Source organism: Bacillus tianshenii (assembly GCA_020524525.2).
Classification (GTDB): domain Bacteria; phylum Bacillota; class Bacilli; order Bacillales; family Bacillaceae_N; genus Bacillus_AV.
In genome coordinates this window covers 922700-942121 of record CP129018.1, presented here as the reverse complement: position 1 = coordinate 942121, position 19422 = coordinate 922700, and the positions used below count along the sequence as shown (strand labels likewise).

Annotated in this window: 15 protein-coding genes; 3 read left to right on the top strand and 12 right to left on the bottom strand. The window is 41.0% G+C overall.

Annotated features, from left to right (window positions below; all coding sequences use genetic code 11):
• Positions 1-168: 168 nt before the first annotated feature.
• On the top strand, positions 169-1227 hold the full coding sequence (gene ytvI, locus LC040_04660) for a sporulation integral membrane protein YtvI (GenBank protein WLR52203.1): 1059 nt from the start codon (positions 169-171) through the stop codon (positions 1225-1227).
• A 74-nt stretch (positions 1228-1301) separates the two neighbouring features.
• Here the strand turns inward: ytvI and ctaG are convergent, their stop codons facing one another.
• The 6 genes from ctaG to cyoE form a co-directional block, all read right to left on the bottom strand.
• Positions 1302-2216, bottom strand: a complete 915-nt coding sequence (gene ctaG, locus LC040_04655; protein ID WLR52202.1) for a cytochrome c oxidase assembly factor CtaG — start codon at positions 2214-2216, stop codon at positions 1302-1304.
• Between the two features lie 262 nt (positions 2217-2478).
• Positions 2479-2802 carry a cytochrome c oxidase subunit IVB gene (ctaF, locus tag LC040_04650; protein WLR52201.1) on the bottom strand — a complete coding sequence of 108 codons (324 nt, stop codon included), beginning with the start codon at positions 2800-2802 and terminating at the stop codon, positions 2479-2481.
• Between the two features lie 3 nt (positions 2803-2805).
• Complete coding sequence (locus LC040_04645) at positions 2806-3426, bottom strand: cytochrome (ubi)quinol oxidase subunit III (GenBank protein WLR53195.1); 621 nt, start codon at positions 3424-3426, stop codon at positions 2806-2808.
• Positions 3427-3434: 8 nt separating this feature from the next.
• On the bottom strand, positions 3435-5306 hold the full coding sequence (locus LC040_04640) for a cbb3-type cytochrome c oxidase subunit I (GenBank protein ID WLR52200.1): 1872 nt from the start codon (positions 5304-5306) through the stop codon (positions 3435-3437).
• Positions 5307-5331: 25 nt separating this feature from the next.
• Entirely contained in the window at positions 5332-6381 is a 1050-nt protein-coding gene (coxB, locus tag LC040_04635; GenBank protein WLR52199.1) for a cytochrome c oxidase subunit II, read from the bottom strand.
• A 162-nt stretch (positions 6382-6543) separates the two neighbouring features.
• Entirely contained in the window at positions 6544-7479 is a 936-nt protein-coding gene (cyoE, locus tag LC040_04630; protein WLR52198.1) for a heme o synthase, read from the bottom strand.
• 607 nt (positions 7480-8086) lie between these two features.
• On the opposite strand from cyoE, the gene LC040_04625 reads away from it, so the two are divergent.
• Positions 8087-9010 (top strand): heme A synthase, encoded by a 924-nt coding sequence (locus LC040_04625; protein ID WLR52197.1) that lies wholly within the window; start codon positions 8087-8089, stop codon positions 9008-9010.
• Between the two features lie 14 nt (positions 9011-9024).
• Here LC040_04625 and LC040_04620 read toward each other — a convergent pair whose 3' ends face one another.
• From LC040_04620 to glsA, 5 genes are all read right to left on the bottom strand, one after another.
• Positions 9025-10431, bottom strand: coding sequence for a deoxyribodipyrimidine photo-lyase (locus LC040_04620; protein WLR52196.1), 1407 nt, complete (start codon positions 10429-10431; stop codon positions 9025-9027).
• A gap of 401 nt (positions 10432-10832) precedes the next feature.
• Positions 10833-14273, bottom strand: a complete 3441-nt coding sequence (gene pyc / locus LC040_04615) for a pyruvate carboxylase (protein ID WLR52195.1) — start codon at positions 14271-14273, stop codon at positions 10833-10835.
• Positions 14274-14288: 15 nt separating this feature from the next.
• Positions 14289-15434, bottom strand: coding sequence for an FtsW/RodA/SpoVE family cell cycle protein (locus LC040_04610; protein WLR52194.1), 1146 nt, complete (start codon positions 15432-15434; stop codon positions 14289-14291).
• A 433-nt stretch (positions 15435-15867) separates the two neighbouring features.
• Complete coding sequence (locus LC040_04605; GenBank protein WLR53194.1) at positions 15868-16149, bottom strand: YlaN family protein; 282 nt, start codon at positions 16147-16149, stop codon at positions 15868-15870.
• 130 nt (positions 16150-16279) lie between these two features.
• The gene (gene glsA / locus LC040_04600) at positions 16280-17209 is read right to left on the bottom strand and encodes a glutaminase A (GenBank protein ID WLR52193.1); all 930 of its coding nucleotides are present in this window, start codon (positions 17207-17209) and stop codon (positions 16280-16282) included.
• A 182-nt stretch (positions 17210-17391) separates the two neighbouring features.
• Between glsA and LC040_04595 the strand changes: the two genes are divergently transcribed.
• Entirely contained in the window at positions 17392-17901 is a 510-nt protein-coding gene (locus tag LC040_04595; GenBank protein ID WLR52192.1) for a peptidyl-prolyl cis-trans isomerase, read from the top strand.
• Positions 17902-17938: 37 nt separating this feature from the next.
• Here the strand turns inward: LC040_04595 and LC040_04590 are convergent, their stop codons facing one another.
• Positions 17939-19267 carry a PhoH family protein gene (locus LC040_04590; GenBank protein WLR52191.1) on the bottom strand — a complete coding sequence of 443 codons (1329 nt, stop codon included), beginning with the start codon at positions 19265-19267 and terminating at the stop codon, positions 17939-17941.
• Positions 19268-19422 lie beyond the last annotated feature (155 nt).

Below are 19422 nucleotides of genomic sequence, written 5' to 3'. Positions count from 1 at the left end.
CCTTCTACTCTTAGTTTATGATAAGATGGTGATTCTTTACAACAGTATTGTTTCTGACACAATTTTGCACAAAGAAATGACCGTTCTCACTGTTCAACGATTGATAGACATACTATAATCAATAATAGAAACGTCCCCTGAAAGTTAGAAAGAGAGAGGAGCACTACGTTGTCTAAATTGTTTACACGCCGACTACTGATTACAATACTTATCATTGCAATCATACTGCTCATAAGCTTATGGCTCTTGCCAAATGCCTTGCCACTTATCATTGCATTCTTTTCTGCACTGGCACTCGAACCGCTTGTAAGAATGTTTATGAACAGGATGAACTTAAAACGGAATTTATCTGTCTTTATTGTATTTATGCTTTTTCTATGCTTTCTCGGCTTAAGCAGCTATTTTATCGTAACGAAAGTTGTCACTGAAGTTGTCAATATTAGTGAAAATGCGCCCGAATACATAAATGAAATCGGTGCACTGCTGACAGAAGTCGAATCGGACTTTGTGAGGGCCTCTGAGGATTTGCCTGAAGAACTTGTCGATGAGATCAGCAACCAAGTGACAGACTTTTTAAACGGCTTAAAAGCTGATTTAAGCAATAACATAAAACTCGAAAACATTACAAATGTTTTAACAAATATTCCTAATTATCTTGTCAGCTTTATTGTCTACTTAATTGCCCTCTTTTTATTTATGATGGGGCTTCCGAATGTAAGGGACCATTTCTATTCATTTTTGACAGATGAAACAGCTGATAAAGTGAATTTCATGACATCACGTTTAACATATGTTGTTGCAGGTTTTTTCAAAGCACAGTTTCTTGTCAGCTTGATTATCTTTTTTGTTTCATTAATCGGACTGATGATGATTGCACCAAGCGTAGCGCTAGTAATGTCGCTTATTATTTGGGCAATTGATTTTATCCCGATTATCGGCTCAATTGTCATCTTACTGCCGTGGTCATTGTTTCAGTTTCTAACAGGCGATGTCGTCGTTGGCACAAAATTAGCGATTCTAGCCGCTATCCTTCTCATCATTCGCCGTACAGTGGAACCGAAAGTAATGGGTCAGCACATCGGTCTGTCCCCGCTCTCGACCTTAATTGCGATGTACCTTGGCTTAAAAGTATTTGGCGTACTCGGCTTCTTTATCGGTCCAGTTGTTCTAATTGCCTTTAACTCAGCAAGAGAAGCCGGCATTATTAAAATGAATTTCAAGATCTAAAAAGAAGCATTCCAACACGGATGCTTCTTTTTTATTACATAAAAAAACCGCTCTATTTATGAGCGGTTTCCTCGTTATGAATCACTTGGCTGTGGTGACATATATTTTGCTACTTCTTCATCTCCACGTTTTTGCTCATTCTTAACCCATCTTGTAAAGACATATCCAAGCGTCATGCCATAAATAATTTCTTGAACAATCTTCATAATGACGCCGCCAAGCTGTTGGTCTTTCAAAATTGTTGTGAACGAGAACAACGATAAGTTTGAAACATCAATGTTTGTCAGCAAGGAAGCTGGTACGCAAAGCGCTAATGCTTCAGCCCATGCGGCTGGGTCAGAATATGTGGCATACAATGGATTATTTGCGAAAATGATTAGCGCACAAGCTGGCGTTAAGAGAACTCCATTTGAGAACAGGTAACCCATTTTCTGCAAATCACCAAGACGGTCATATTCAGGCAGCGGTGCAATTAGTGGAATCCACATAAAGAAAGCACAGAAGAAAATAACTGATGTCACAAGACCATGCAATAACGGGTCTGTTTTGATCACATCAAAAATTACCGGAAAATGATACATTGAAAATAGCCCATTAAATAAAAACAGTGCAATAATCGGTCTAGAAAATACTTTGTATACTGGATGAATCACCTTAAGATTTGCAAATTTTCTAAATAACCACTCTGGTGTGCCAAGAATCATTAATGGCGGAACAGCTAAATACAAAAGCGACATTTGAACCATATGTAAGCTGAAATTCAAATGCCCTAGCAAATCGACTGGGCTTCCTTTCACAGCATACAGAATAACAAGTGCAGATAAAAAGTAAAACATCTGCTTTTTCGTAGCTGGCTCAGCACTTTCAAATTTATTCATTAGCCGGCCGCGAACAAGGCTTAGATATAAAGCTCCTAATGCGATAATGAAGACCATATAATACGGGCTCCACAATGCCCGAAAACCAAAAATCTGAATGTTTTCTAACATGCTTTTCACCTCTTCGTTAGGCGTGAGTTTTTTGAAATAAGTTCACACAAGCCTAGCATGAACTCTCTATTTTGAAGTATATACTAATTCACGTATTACACGCAATGTCACCACCACGTCAGAAGGTTGATTTCACGCTATTTTGCCGAATTGTCATCATTCTGTCAATTATCATAGCCACGTTAGAAACAAAGAAAACAGCCTTTTTAACTCACTAAAAAGCAAAAAGCAGCTGAAAAATTCAGCTGCTTTTTAGACTTTTTTACCACCAAACGACTGTCATTAATGCTGCAATTGTTACGGCAGTTACGATAACACCTGTAAAAATGAAAACGGCAGGTGCTTCGTGGCCTTTGTGACTCATATGCATGAAGTAATACAGTTGGAATAATACTTGCACAATTGCCAATACAAGGATGAATGGCGCTGTAAATTGTGCTGTAATAACCTCAAGTGCTACCGCACCGAATGCAATGATTGTGAAGAAAATCATCATTGCAAATACGACAACCTGCTGCTTCATGTCTTCTTTGTTGCGTTGTTTACGAAACTCTAAACTGTGGGATGAGTTAGTGTTATTTGCCATGAATTAACCCACCTTTCCCATTAAGTAAACAGCTGTAAAGATGAATACCCACACAACGTCGATAAAGTGCCAGTAAAGACTTGCAAGGTAATACTTTGGTGCTGTATACGGTGTAATACCACGCTTATTATTACGGATTAGAAGTGTTCCAATCCATAGTAGACCGAAGGCAACGTGGCCTCCATGTGTTCCTACAAGTGTATAGAAAGCTGAACCAAATGCACTTGTAGTATATGTCAAGCCTTCATGGATATAATGGTTAAACTCATATACCTCTAAAAGAAGGAAAGATAAACCAAGCAACCATGTAATCCAAAGCCATACTTTCATTTTGCCAAAACTGTTGTTTTTCATGTGGTACATTGCGTACACACTTGTCAAACTACTTGACAAAAGAATCATTGTCGCCATGAAAACTAGCGGCAACTGAAACAATTCTTCAGCAGATGGTCCGCTTGCATATGAGTGACGCAAAGCAAGGAATGTACCAAATAATGATGCGAAAAGAACTGTTTCTCCTCCTAAGAAGAGCCAAAAACCAATAAACTTATTTTTACCTTCTAGAGTGGCTTTTTCGGGCTCGGCAGGAAAGTTATTCTGTGTAAACGGCTTACTCATATCCATACCCATACTTATGCCTTCGCCCCTTTCATATCACGCTCAAGTTCTTCTTTGTGGATGTGATATCCGAAATCATCCTTAACAGAACGTGCAAACATACAAGCAAATGTAAATAGTACACCACCGATTGCGATTGCAAGCGCAACTTTGTTTGTACCAAGGTCATGATACATAAATCCGAAACCGGAGATAAATAGACCTACAGACTGTAAGAACGGTAGAATGGAACCGTTTGGCATATGAATGTCGCCGATTACTTCAGCAGGCTTCATCTTGCCGTCGCCTTCCATCTTTTCAACCCAAAGTGCGTCAACGCCACGTACAAGTGGTGTTTGAGCAAAGTTGTATTCAGGTGGCGGAGATGCAATTGCCCATTCAAGCGTACGGCCGTCTCCCCAAGCGTCTGCTTCTGCTTTCTCACCTGCAACCCAGCTCCATACGAAGTTAGCTACCATAATAACGACACCAATTGCCATTAAGAAAGCACCGATTGTACTAATAAAGTTTGCACTTTCCCAACCTTGGTTCGGAAGGAATGTAAATACACGGCGCGGCATTCCCCAAAGTCCAAGGAAATGCTGGATAAAGAATGTTAAGTGGAAGCCAATATACCATAACCAGAAAGAAATCTTTCCAACACGGTCGCTTAGCATAACGCCCCACATTTTTGGCCACCAGTAATGAAGGCCTGCGAATAAACCTAGTACTACCCCACCAGCAATTACATAGTGGAAGTGAGCTACTACGAAATAAGTATCATGGAACTGATAGTCAGCTGCTGAAGATGCAAGCATAACACCAGTTACCCCACCCATAACGAATGTTGGGATAAACCAAACTGTATAAAGCATAGGCGTCGTAAACTTAACGTTACCGCCCCACATTGTAAATAGCCAGTTAAAGATTTTGATACCTGTTGGTACAGCGATTGCCATCGTTGCAACAGCGAAAATTGAGTTAGCAACTGGACCCATACCTACTGTAAACATATGGTGAGCCCATACCATGAATCCTAAGAAGCCAATTAGTGATACCGCAAATACCATTGCTGTATAACCGAATAAACGCTTACGTGAGAATGTTGCAATAACTTCTGAGAATACACCGAACGCTGGAAGTACTAGAATGTATACTTCAGGGTGTCCGAAGATCCAGAATAAATGCTCATAAATAATCGTATTTCCACCAAGTGCTTCATTGAAGAACGCACCATTGAATAAACGGTCAAAGAATAGCAAGAATAGACCAATTGTTAACGGTGGGAATGCGAATAAGATAAGTACTGAAGACATGAACATTGTCCATGTGAACAACGGCATACGCATGAAAGTCATACCAGGCGCACGCATTGTGATAACTGTTGCGATAAAGTTAATTGCACCGATTAATGAACCGATACCAGAGATTTGAAGACCGATGATGTAATAGTCTACACCACGTGTCGGGTCATCCATTGTTAATGATGCATAAGATGTCCAACCTGCTGCTGGCATATCACCAGTGAACCAGCCGATATTAAAGAATAATGCACCAAAGAAATATAACCAAAAACCAAGTGCATTCAAGAATGGGAACGCTACGTCACGAGCCCCTATCTGCAACGGTAATACGAGGTTACCGAGTGCGAACACAAGTGGCATCGCTACGAAAATTAACATTGTGATACCGTGAGCTGTAATTACTTCGTTAAAGTCACGACCAACAAGTAAATCATTGTTCGGGAACATTAACTGCATACGGATAAGCATTGCTTCGATACCACCGATAACGAAATAGAGCAATCCGCCAAAAAGGTATAGCTTGGCAATCTTCTTATGGTCTACCGTTGTTAGGTAATCCCAGATGATGGCGCCAATACCTTGTTTCTGAGCCATCGAACTCATTAGTTGGTACCTCCCTTTTTATTCATTATTTACTTTCTTTTGTTAATGTGTACATATATTCCGTAAGCGCATCAAGCTCTTGATCGCTTAAGTCTTTGTACGTACCTGTCATCTTGTTACCTGGCTTCACAGCTTCAGGGTCTGCTAACCATTTTTTCAAGTTTTCAGGATTATGTTCTAGAATACCTGCAATACGTTCACGATCTGCAAAGTTTGAAAGATTTGGAGCCAAACGTGCACTTACAGGACGTGGATCTTCAGATTCAACTGCGTGACAGCCTGCACAACTTTGTTGGAAAATTTCTTGACCTTGCTTAGCTGTTGCTGTTGTTGGTTCTGGAGCTGGTTGCTTCATGTTTTCTTTCCATTGTTTGTAATCTTCTTTGGAAAGAACACGAACTTTAAAGTCCATCAATGCATGGGAAGGACCACAAAGCTCTGTACATTTACCATAGTACAAACCTGGCTCATAGGCTTTCACCCACATGCGGTTTTCGTTATCAGTGTTTGTGTCAATTTTACCTGCAATTGCTGGAATCCAGAATGAGTGCTTAACATCGCCAGCTTTCAGTTTAAAATAAACACGCTCTCCTGCTGGAATAACAAGGTCTTGAGAAGTAACAATTTTGTCATCAGCATACTCAAATTCCCACCAGTATAGCTTTGCCATAACGTTAATTTCTTCAACGTTATCAGGGATTTTCGTATCCTTTGTTACGTCAAGCTTAAATGTTGCAGCAACTGTTGGTACTGCAAGAATAAGCAGCAAGATAATCGGAATAACAGTCCAGACAATCTCAAGTTTGTGGTTTCCTTCAACTTGCTTTGGAATCTCATTTTCATTTTGCTTGTTTCTACGGAAACGAAGAGAAACATAGATGAAAATGATGGTTACTACGATGACGACGAGCGTCATAATACCGGTTGAAAGTAGCATTAGATCGTAGAGAATATCTGCGCCTTCACCTGCTGGACGCAGTGTTGACAGATATGCCTCTCCGGAACAACCGGACAGAAGAAGCGCTAACATTGCAATGGAAGCAAAGATGCGCCACTTTGGAAAAGATGATTTCATCCCTCTTACCCCACTTTCTTTTGTGAATTTTTAAAATTATTATAACCCCCTCCGGTAAATGAAGGGGTATTATAAACAAATTAGTTATATTTTAGCAAAGAACAAATAGAGTTCATACAAGTTGTCTTTCATTTCTTCTGTTCTTTAGCAAAAATTTCATTCTTAAATTGTAACAACAATTAGTGAAATGGACATGATTGTTAAATAATTCAATGAATAGACAAACATTAATGTCGCCCATTTCAAGTCGTCTTTCATATAGAAGCCTGCGATTCCTAATGCAAGCCATCCAAGTCCAAGAATACCTGAGATGATTAAAAATACTGTTCCTAGGGAAGCTAAATAAAAAGGAACAGGTAGAAGACATAATATATATAGGACAATTTGTCTCTTCGTCATCTCAAACCCGTATACAACTGGCAGCATTGGAATACCTGCTGCACGATATTCTTCACACTTCTTCATCGCTAATGCAAGGAAGTGTGGCGGTTGCCAAATAAATAGAATTAAAAACAATACCCAAGCTGCTGAATGCAACCCGGGGTCAATTGCCGCCCACCCTATAACAGGTGGTACTGCACCAGAAATACTGCCAACAACTGTATTTAATGTATATTTTCGCTTCGACCACATCGTATACAATACGACATAGCTGAATAATCCAATTAAGCCAAAGACTGCCGCTGACAGTGAAGCCATCCCTAATAGAATCGTTCCAAGGGCTGAAAAACCAATTCCAAGCGCCAACACTCTACCAGGTGTAAAGCGTCCTGTTACAGTTGGTCTTGTTTTCGTTCTTTCCATTACATGATCGATATCACGGTCATACAAGTTATTTAATGTACAGCCGCCAGCAATCACCAAAGCCGTACCAAACATCGCAAACAAAACGGCATTGATGTTTCCTAAGAAGCTTTGGTTTGTAAAGTGCAATGCGAGCCAGATTCCCGTAAACGTTGTCATTAAGTTAGAATTAATAATTCCTACTTTTATAAGCGCAAGAAAATCCGCCCAAAGACTGGCGCTCGCATTGACCTGAGGGCGACTATCTATAACTTGCTCTGCTGCTGTTCCGTTCATCGTCCTCGGATTGTTCATATGAATTCCTCCTTTACCCCTGCCCTCCACAATGAAACAAGTACGTTCAATTTATTGTAGTAGGAGAGGTCATTCCCCGTTCATTATACGTGATAGCATAATGATATACCAATACCAATGCTAGGCACCTATCTTCTTATCTCATTAAAACATAGTTTGTGACCTTATGGGGCTTGAATTTTGAACATTCTTTTACATTTACACACAAAATGCACACAATTCATTTCTAATGGTCTCATGTTTCCATTCTAAACCAAGCATTAGAACAAAAATACTAGTTTTCGTAAATTGTGTGTAAACTTTATTATCTTATCAAATCTTTTGAACAAAAAACGTCATGCACCCTTCATAATATTTCTAGCAAATTCAACCCTAAATTTCAAGCTTCTTTCGCGTATTCGAAAAAGATTATATCAATATATTTCTGTTAACTGTTTTAAAGTTGTTTAAAAATCGTCACAAAAAGGTTGACACCCCCGTCTTTTATTCAAAATGTTTTTCAGTTAATATATAAGAGACTTTACTCTATACGCAGTCTCTTAATAGATTGATTTCCTCGTCTGTAGCGCAGGCGCGATAGATGATAACTTAAAAGAAGGTGAACAGATTGCAAAAACTTTTTAAAGGGCTTGCCGTTGTGACAACACTTGTAATGGCGTTTGTTCTTATCGGTGGAGCGCTCGTTACAAAGACAGGCTCCGGAGATGGCTGTGGTGATTCGTGGCCGCTTTGTCATGGTGAATTAATTCCATCAGAGATTACATTTGAACTGATTATTGAATTAAGTCACCGGCTTGTTTCTGGAACAGCAGGGATTTTAGTACTTGTGCTCGCAATTTGGGCATGGAAGCGAATCGGTCATGTCCGCGAAACGAAATTCCTTGCGATCTTATCGGTCTTATTTCTCGTAGCACAAGCATTACTAGGCGCAGCAGCTGTCGTATGGCAGCAATCTAGTACAGTGCTTGCCTTACATTTCGGAATTTCATTGATTTCATTTGCAGCCGTTCTGCTTTTGACATTGCTTATTTTTGAAGTTGATAAGAAATTTGATGCAAAGTCGGTTATTATTCATAAAAGCATTCGAAAGCAGATCTTTGCACTGATCATATACTGTTACGCAGTTGTGTATACAGGGGCGCTCGTTCGTCATATGAAGGCTTCGCTTGCTTGCTTAGACTTTCCACTCTGTAATGGCGGGGCAACACCTACAACCGTTTATGAATGGGTTCATATGGGCCACCGTGTAGCTGCAACGATCTTCTTCATCTGGGTTGCTGCACTTCTCGTGAAGACATACCGCCACTATCGTCACCAGCGAGTGCTCGTCTACGGTATGATGACAACATTTATTTTACTTTGCCTTCAAGTGATTTCAGGTATCGCAACCGTTATGACAATGATGAACTTTATTGCGATCCCACTGCTGCACGCTTTATTTATCTCTTGTGCATTTGGTGTGCTATGTTACTTAGCACTATTATCAACACGAAGCTACAAATATGAAAAAGAACAAGAAAGAGCGGCTTAAACTGCCGCTCTTTCTTATTTTTGTTTAAATAATTCGATCGCTCTTTTCCGCTGTAAGGAATGGTCAACAATTGGCTCAGGATAACTGGATAAATAGAACATACCTGCTTTGTGTGGTGTATGGACCCAGTCTGCAGGAATCTCTTTCAATTCAGCAACGTAACGGCGAATGAATGCCCCCTCTGGATCAAACCGTTCTGATTGCCGGTATGGATTGAAGACACGAAAGTAAGGGACAGCATCTGTTCCAACGGATGCAGCCCATTGCCAGCCGCCAATATTAGAGGATTCATCATAGTCAATGAGCATTTTCTCGAAGTAACGTTCCCCTTTTCTCCAATCTATCAGCAAATCTTTTGTTAGAAACGAAGCGGTAACCATTCGCAGGCGGTTATGCATCCAACCTGTTGCCTTAAGCTGTCTCATCGCCGCATCAACAATCGGAAAGCCTGTTCGTCCCTCACACCAACGCTCGAATGCTTCCTCATCGTCTTCCCATTCAATGTGACGGTATTTTTCTGTGATTTCTTCGTCTTTACAGGTTGGATTAAAGGAATGAACCATTTGGTAAAATTCCCGCCAAGCGAGTTCCTTTCTGAATGTTTCAATACCTTCATCCTCTGCTTCATCCACTTGAATCGCTTCCAAATCAGCCCATATTTGCCGAATCCCGATACTGCCTGTCTTTAAATAAGGTGAGAGGAGGCTTGTCCCGTCTACTTCAGGGATATCCCGTTTATGATGGTAATGATGAAGGCTCTTTGAAAGAAACGTCTTCCAGCGCTGTTGTGCAGCTGTTTCACCGATACCCTTCCAGTGAGAGGAACAGCCACGAACGACCTCTTCCCACTTCTGTTCACTTTCACTATCATTATTGAGCTGGTCTATGTAGTAATGCTGCAGCCGCTCGATTGATACTTGAAAAGGCTTTGGCTTCATTTCCTTGCGCCAAGCCCGATAATACGGTGTATACACTTGATAAGGTGTTCCATCCTTCTTCAATACATCATCTGCACGGTGCAGATGGGCATCTAGCAAAGGATGTGTTGTAATCTTTCTTTGCTTAAACAATTGCTCAGCACGCTTATCTCGCTCACAGCCGCGCCCGACTTCATCCATATTATAAAAAACAGTAGTTATCTCTGGAACTTGTTCAATCAGCTTATCCACTGCCTCATCAATCGTTCCATAACTAATGACAACCGGCATACCGAGCTGTTTCATCCGGTCCATAAAAGCCGCAACAGTCGTAAAAAAATAATCATGATGAGGTGTCAGTTCCTCAGCAAAATACGGATCTAAATGAAAAAAACCGACCCATTTGCCATCGAATTGCTCACACCACTTCTCCACTTGATGTAACGCGTGGTGGTCTGTCAGCCGAAAATCCCGACGAAACCACACCACAGCCACTTCACTCATCCTTTATCACCTCAACTTCTATTTTAAGTCGTGCAGATTAGAAGTAAATTTTCAATAGGCTACAGAAAAAAACAGGACACAATTTTATTTGCAAAAGAAAAGACAAGCATTAAAAATAAGCTGTAGCGTAGTCAACATACGTAGACTCCTGCGGGAACAGCACGAATCCGAAGGCCCCGCAGGAAAGCGCGGTCAGTAGGACACAGGCTAAGACCGCCACATCCTGTGGCAACGCCTGCCTGACCAACATCGTGTTGGCCCGATGAGACTGAGGCCGTGCCCGCGGAAAGCGAAGTATGTTGACGGAGCGGTCACACGGCAGTGTTGCTATATAAAGAAAACCCGAACAACTTTGTTCGGGTTTTCTTTGGGCAAAATTCTTTTGTCTCTGCCTCTTCATATTAAGATAATTCAATTAATAAATCACCTGTTTGAATCGCATCACCATTTGAGACATGAATATCTTTAATGGTACCATCGAACGGCGCTTGGACGGTTGTTTCCATCTTCATCGCTTCAGTGATAATGAGGTGATCACCTTTCTTCACCTTCTCACCTTTTTCTGTGATGACTTTGATGACCGTACCAGGCATTGACGCACCAAGGTGATTTGGATTGCCTTTGTCTGCTTTCGGTCTTACGTCGACAGAAGTTTGAACATTTTTATCATTTACGATAATTTCACGTGGCTGACCATTGAACTCAAAGTAGACAACACGTGTTCCGTCTGGTTGAGCATGACCGATTGACACAAGCTTAACGATTAATGTTTTTCCTTGCTCAATCTCTACCTCAATCTCTTCACCAAGACGCATACCGTAGAAAAATGTCGGTGTATCTAATGTAGACATATCACCATATGTTTCATAGAAATTTTGATAATCCATGTACACTTTCGGATACAATCCATAGCTGATTAAGTCATGGCTTGTTACTTGGCGATTTAGCGTATTGTAAAGCGTGTCTTGCAGCTCTTTAAAGTTAATTGGCTCAAGTAGTTCACCAGGACGAACAGTAATCGGCTCGCGGCCTTTTAACACAATTCGTTGCAATTCTTTCGGGAAGCCTTCATATGGCTGACCGAGGTAGCCTTGGAAGAACTCAACAACTGAATCTGGGAAGTCAAGTGATTCACCATTTTCATATACATCATCTTCTGTCAAATCATTCTGTACCATATAGAGAGCCATATCTCCGACAACCTTTGATGATGGTGTTACTTTTACAACGTCACCAAACATCATGTTGACACGGCGATACATATCTTTCACTTCTTCCCAACGGTTGCCAAGTCCAACTGCTTTCGCTTGCTGCTGCAAGTTGGAATATTGGCCACCAGGCATTTCGTGCATGTATACTTCACTGTTTGGTGCTATCAAGCCTGATTCAAATGACTCGTATTGCTTACGAACATCTTCCCAATAGTGACCAAGCTGCTCATATGCATTAATATCAACATTTGGCTGACGATCGTTCCCTTGAAGTGCATAGTAGAGAGAATTCGCACTTGGCTGAGAAGTCAGACCAGCCATCGAACCTGTTGCTACATCAACAACATCTACACCTGCTTCAACTGCTCTTGCATAAGTGAGAATACCATTTCCGCTCGTATCATGTGTATGCAGGTGAATTGGAATATCAATTGTTTCTTTAAGTGCCGAAATCAGCTCGTATGCAGCCTGCGGCTTAAGTAAACCTGCCATATCTTTAATACCGAGAATATGTGCACCTGCGTCCTCTAATTCTTTCGCAATCTTCTTATAGTATTCCAAATCGTATTTGCTTCTTGATGGGTCTAAAATGTCGCCCGTGTAGCAGACAGCCGCTTCAGCAATTTTATCCGTTTTGCGAACGGCTTCAATGGCTACTTTCATGCCTTCAACCCAGTTCAAGCTATCAAAGATACGGAAGACATCGATGCCAGCTTCTGCTGATTTTTGGACAAATTCTTCAATTAAATTATCTGGATAGTTTTTGTAGCCTACTGCGTTTGATGCACGTAATAGCATTTGGAAAAGTACGTTCGGCATCTTTTCACGGAGCTTAATTAGACGCTTCCATGGGTCTTCCTTCAAGAAACGGTACGCGACATCAAACGTTGCGCCGCCCCACATTTCTGTTGAGAACAGATTTGGCAGTAAACGTGCTGTCGGCTCAGCAATTTGTAATAAATCACGTGTACGCAAGCGTGTCGCAAGCAATGATTGGTGCGCATCACGGAATGTTGTATCAGTAAGAAGCACTTCATCTTGCTCTTTCAACCATTTCGCTAAACCTTCTGGCCCGCGCTCATCCAGGATTTGCTTTGTACCTGTTGCCATCGGCTCGCTGTACTTCACTTTCGGCATACGCGGCTTGTTAAAGGTTGGTTTCTTCTGTTCTTCAATCCCATCAAAGCCGTTTACTGTTGTATTTGCAATATATGACAGCATCTTCGTACCACGGTCACGGCGGACTGGGAATACGAACAACTCAGGCGTCGTATCAATAAATGATGTATTGTATTCACCTGAACGGAAGTCTTTATGATTAATAACATTTTCTAAAAAGGCAATGTTTGTCTTAATACCGCGGATACGGAACTCACGCAGGTTACGAATCATTTTCGATGATGCTTGTGAGAATGTTAATGCCCACGTACTTACTTTAACAAGCAATGAATCGTAATAAGGGGTAATCACGGCGCCTTGGAAGCCGTTCCCTGCATCAAGACGAACACCGAAACCACCACCGCTGCGGTATGCATTGATTTTTCCTGTATCAGGCATGAAGTTGTTCTGCGGATCTTCTGTTGTTACACGTGATTGGATCGCAAATCCGTGCGTTCGGATTTCCTCTTGCTGCGGAATTCCTAATGCCTCTCCGTGCAAGTTTTCCCCTTGTGCAATTAAGATTTGGGATTGAACAATGTCCACACCTGTGATCATTTCTGTAATCGTATGCTCTACTTGAACACGCGGGTTCACTTCAATGAAGAAGAACTCATCACCTGTCACAAGGAATTCAACAGTTCCCGCATTCAAATAGTCAACATTTTTCATTAAACGAACAGCTGCTTCGCAAATCCGCTCACGTAAGTCGTTATCAAGCGATACACTTGGTGCTACTTCAACGACCTTTTGGTGACGACGTTGAACAGAGCAATCACGCTCATACAAATGCACAATATTCTGATACGCATCACCAAGGATTTGTACTTCAATATGTTTCGGGTTTTCAATGAACTTTTCCACATACATTTCATCTGAGCCAAACGCTGCTTTTGCTTCAGATTTTGCACGCTCATATGCTTCTTTCAAGGATTCTTTATTACGAACAATCCGCATACCACGGCCACCGCCGCCAAGAGATGCTTTTATGATGATCGGATAACCATGTTTTTCTCCGAACACTTCCACCTCTTCAAAGCCGTCTACAGGCCCGTCAGTACCCGGAATAACTGGAATATTTGCTTCAATTGCTTGTGTACGGGCTTTTACCTTATCACCAAACATTTCGAGATGCTTGCTTTCAGGTCCAATGAAAACAATGCCCTCTTCTTCACAACGTTTTGCAAATTTGATATTTTCAGACAAAAAGCCGTAACCTGGGTGAATGGCATCAATGTTGTTCGCTTTTGCAATTTCAATAATTCCTTCAATGTCTAAGTAAGCTTCAATTGGCTTCTTATCTTCACCGACAAGGTATGCTTCATCTGCTTTATAACGATGGTAAGAACCTGTATCTTCCTTTGAATAAATTGCAACTGTGCGGATGCCAAGCTCTGTGCAAGCTCGGAACACCCTGATTGCAATTTCTCCACGGTTTGCGACGAGAATTTTGTTAATTGTTCTTTCTGACATAATATTTCCTCCTCGTTATGTAGTAAACTCTATATTTTTTTGTTTCTTAACACGATGACGTAGGTTCGTATGCATCGAGATATTGACGAGAATACCTGCTGCATACATTAGAAGTAATAATGAGGAACCGCCATAACTAATAAATGGAAGGGTGACACCTGTAATTGGAAGCAAACCAATCATCGCTCCGATATTTACAATCGCTTGAATACCAAACATGCTACAGATGCCAATTGCAAGAAGCGAAGCAAATGGGTCGCTTGTATATCTTGCATACTTCAGTCCTCGCAAAATAATAAACAACAGCGTCAAAAGAACAAAGGCAACACCAAATATTCCTAGCTCTTCTGATATGACGGCCATAATAAAGTCCGTGTGAGGTTCTGGTAGGTAGCCGAATTTTTGGATGCTTTCGCCTAATCCATTTCCACTAACACCTCCAGAAGCAATTGCAACATAGGAGTTGATCAGCTGATAACCATCTCCCTTCAAGTCTGCAAATGGATGATACGCACTGCCAAAGCGGGAAAGCTGTTCATCGCTTAGAAATGGAATCAAAATCAGGATGCCTAACACCCCGGCACCTGTAAGAGTTGCCAAATGCTTAAAGCGAATGCCTGAACAAGCAATCATTACATATGAAATCAGTAAAATGATACCGCCTGTCCCAAGGTCGGGCTGGATAAAAATAAGTCCAAAAATGATCGCAATGAACATTAGAGGCGGCCCAAAGGCAGGGAAAAACTGGTCGATATAAGACTGTTTCTTGGAGAATACCGCTGCTAGGTAAATAATCAAACCGAGCTTAATAAACTCTGCCGGTTGAAACCCAAACCCACCGATATATAACCAAGAACTTGCGTTGTTTGAAACGCTACCAGCTACAAGTACAACCACCAACAGAAGAATGCTTACGATAAAAATAAATTTTACAAGCCGCTTATAAAGGCGGTACGGAAGGATAGCTGCGACGATAAACGCCAGAAGAGAGACATAGAACCACATAAGCTGACGGCTGTAAAATAAATCAGTTGTTCCACCATGCATCATAACTGCCCAAACCATACTTGCGCTGTAGACCATTACCACGCCAAACAGACTCAATAGAATCGGTGCTGCAATTAATAAATAGTCATATGATTTTAATACTCGCTTTACCATATTCTTTCCCCTTATATAAGGAGATTTCTCTCCCCCATCTTTCATTTAACATGAAGTAAACTTAAAAAGATATGTATTTTCATACAAAAATGTCATACTAATTATAAAAAATCCTACAATAATGTAACACATTAATCTTCATACAAAATCCTGCAACAGGTGTTACAATATTCGTCGCCTTCAACTTATTCATGTCTTCACATGTAACAGTTGATAAGTGTAGCTTATTGTTCTTGTTCTTATTTTATTAAAAATAGTGATTCATTGACAAGCAGGTTGTTTAGAATAGGAGCAGTTTTTTTAACCTTTTCTTCAATATAATGTAACGAAAGATGGTGAGTGTATGAAACGGTGGCATTTAGGAGGCTTTCTCTGCCTTTTAATAAAAAAACTCAAACTATTAGTATGCAAAAAAATAGTTTGAGTTTTATGCTTAAGATTTTGTCGATGCCTCGTGAAGCGCGGAAAGTTCACGTTCAAGTGCTTCCATTAGTTCCTTACCGTCTTTCTCTTCAATTAAGCCGAGGCGTACAGCAAAATCTATTTCTCTGGAAAGACCGAACATTTGCGTATCTAAAACTTCCTCATAGAGAGGACATTGGGGCATCGTTAAGTTATCCATTTGGACTTTTATTAACTTTAATATTTTATCAGCATCGGCTTTAAGCAATGCGTAAGCTTTTTCCCGATGGTTGACGAGCATATCACTGGACAATTCAATCCCTCCGTTCCCGCGCATTTGCCTCTTCCCTGTTAGTATATATTATCGTTTCCGCGCCAAAAATGCAAGGTAATCACAGTGATACAGTATGATAAAAATATGACGACAACGATTATAACAAGCCTTAAAACATACTTAATTCATAACGCTTTGTCATGATTTCAAGCAGCTTCATACCTGCTAGGCCATTTCCTTTCTCATCAAGTGCAGGGCTAAAGATTCCAATCCCAATTCGCCCTGGAACCGCGCAGACAATTCCGCCTGAAACCCCGCTTTTCGCCGGAATACCTACCTTTATCGCAAATTCCCCTGATGAATTATACATCCCGCAAGTAACCATGAACGTCTTACATATTCGAGCCACGTGCACAGGTAAAATCCGTCTTCCTGTATCAGGATCTTTCCCATCAAACGCTAATACAGCTCCAATTCTTGCTAAATCACGACAGGTCACTTCAATCGCACATTGCTTTGTATATAAATCCATCAGTTCCTCTACATCACCTTTTATAATGCCGTGCTGCTTCATGTAATAGCACATCGAGCGATTCAAATAGCTTGTATGAAACTCCGACTCAGCAACTTCATAAGAAATCGACACATCAGCATTGTCTGTCATATCGTGAATAAACCCTAACAGCCTGCCTAACCTCTCATGATTCGTCTTTCCGGTAATCATATTTGTAACAGCAAGTGCACCTGCATTTATCATCGGATTAAGCGGCTTTGACGGCCGATGTGTTTCAAGCTTGGCAATCGAATTAAACGGGTCACCAGTCGGCTCCATGCCAACACGATCAAATACAGCCTCTTCCCCGACATCCATTAATGCTACCGCTAATGTCAGCACTTTCGAAATGCTTTGAAGTGTGAATTTCTTCTCCACGTCACCTGCGGAAAAACAATGCTGTTTCGGCTCATAGATTGAAACTGCCAAATCATTCGGATTAGCACTAGCAAGCGCAGGAATATAGTCTGCTACCTTCCCATCCTCTGTCCAACGACGGGCGTACGTTACAAATCCTTCGAGTTCTTCTTGGTTCTCACAAATCATTTTCCCGAAATCCTCCTGCCGTTTCTCTATTTAAAAACAGTATTCCCGCCAGCCGCTTACATAAAGCTGATCTTTAGGAAAAACAGAAAAGTTTATCCGGAAAAATGACAAAACGTTTCGAAACTTTTATACTGAGTGTAGGTTTACTATGATAGAGAGAATAAAAATAGAGGTGACTGAAGATGGACGGGATTATTTTATTAACGGGGAAAGTAAAGTTTCCACTAACGATTGACCCTGGCGTTTGGATTTTCGATGATCGAAAAATCTCTTTAGATGACGCCATGCAGGCGCAGGAAGAACACGGAGAAGATTTAGACAGCTACGCAAAAAGAATGAGCGAGATTTTAGAACGAGAATTAATCCAAGAAAACCAAGGAACGGCAAAGCCGCCTGTAAATAAGAGCACAGAAAAGTTTAAAAAGGAGAAGCTTCTTACAGGCAATTTCGGCATGCCGCTTGCGCCATTTCTAAAAAACGCTGAGCCTGAAGATATATCAACAAGCTTGATTATTGAAACAGAAGGCGGAGAGCGCTTTGAATTACCACTTGAAGAAGCGCAAAAAGCAGTACTCGGCTTCTCCAAAGAAGGCAAACCACTTAAGGAAGACGGGCCTGTCCATTTCTATTACGGCGATGGTTCCAACAAAGACAACCCGATTAAGCACGTAACAAAGTTTATCGTAAACTAAAAAGATGAGGCTGACCGCTTAGTCAGCCTCATCTTTTTTATAGTAAATCTGCTGCAAGCTGTGCAAGCGAGGAGCGTTCACCTTTTATGAAGCGGACATGGCCGCTTACTTCCTGGTCCTTAAACTTTTCAATCACATATGCAAGTCCATTGTTATATTCGTCTAAATAAGGGTGGTCGATTTGCTCTGGGTCGCCCATTAATACGATTTTACTCCGTTCACCGACACGCGTTAAAATCGTCTTTACTTCATGCTTGGACAAATTTTGCGCCTCATCGATAATAATGAATTGTCCAGGGATGCTCCTGCCTCTTATGTACGTTAAGGCTTCCACTTGGATGGAGCCAATTCCCGCTAAAATTTTATCCAACTCGCCTGGTTTTTTTGTATTAAATAGAAACTCTAAGTTATCATAGATCGGCTGCATCCATGGCTTCAGCTTCTCTTCCTTTTCACCAGGCAAATAGCCGATATCCTTGCCAACAGGGACAATTGGACGAGCGACAAGGAGCTTCTTATAGATACCGAGGTCTTCGGTTTGAAATAAGCCTGCCGCAAGTGCCAACAGCGTCTTTCCTGTTCCTGCCTTTCCACTAAGTGTGACAAGCGGCACATTTGGGTTAAGCAGAAGTTCCATCCCCATCACTTGCTGCGCATTACGCGGTTTTATCCCCCATACTATTTCCTTTTCAAATTGGCATTTCTTTACCTTATCTGATTTCTTGTCAACGAGTGCGATCGCAGACTGTGACTGGGTTAACATATCCTTCATAATGACAAATTCATTTGGATAGAGCGACATATTCGGCAGCTCGGATAATGGCAGCTCTTTATTTTCGTAAAAGGCATCCATCGCTTCTGTCGAAATATATTGTGTTTGAAAGCCTGAGTAGCTGTCATTTACTTCAACAACTCGGTCACTTAAGAAATCTTCAGCCTGCAAGCCAAGCGCGTCTGCTTTCACACGCATCAGTACGTCCTTACTAACAAGAATGACTTGCCGTCCGTCTTCTTTCTCTTGTTCTTCGAGTGATAAATTTAAAGCTACGGCTAAAATTCTATTGTCATTCGTATTCTCAACAAACACATCTTTCATTTTACTAAAAGAGCGGTGATTTAATTCAATTCTAAAAATGCCGCCATTATCAAGCGGAATACTCTTATGAATTCGGCCGCGATTACGGAGTGTATCAATGATCTTCGAGATGTGACGTGCATTCTTTCCCAGTTCATCCATGTTTCTTTTCTTCGAATCCACTTCTTCCAATACTACCGCAGGTACAATCACTTCATGTTCATCGAATGAGAAGATGGACCGCGGGTCTTGAAGCAGGACATTTGTATCTAAAACATAGATTTTTTTCAAACTTTCTCCCCCTATTTCGTTTTTTTCAGGAAGATTCTCGTTCTCACTGTCAAAGGAAACCGACACTTCTTAATCCTTTTGGACAACACAACCTGTACCCATTACCAATATATGAAACGATGTATAAACTTAGACGAATTAAAAACAATAAATAT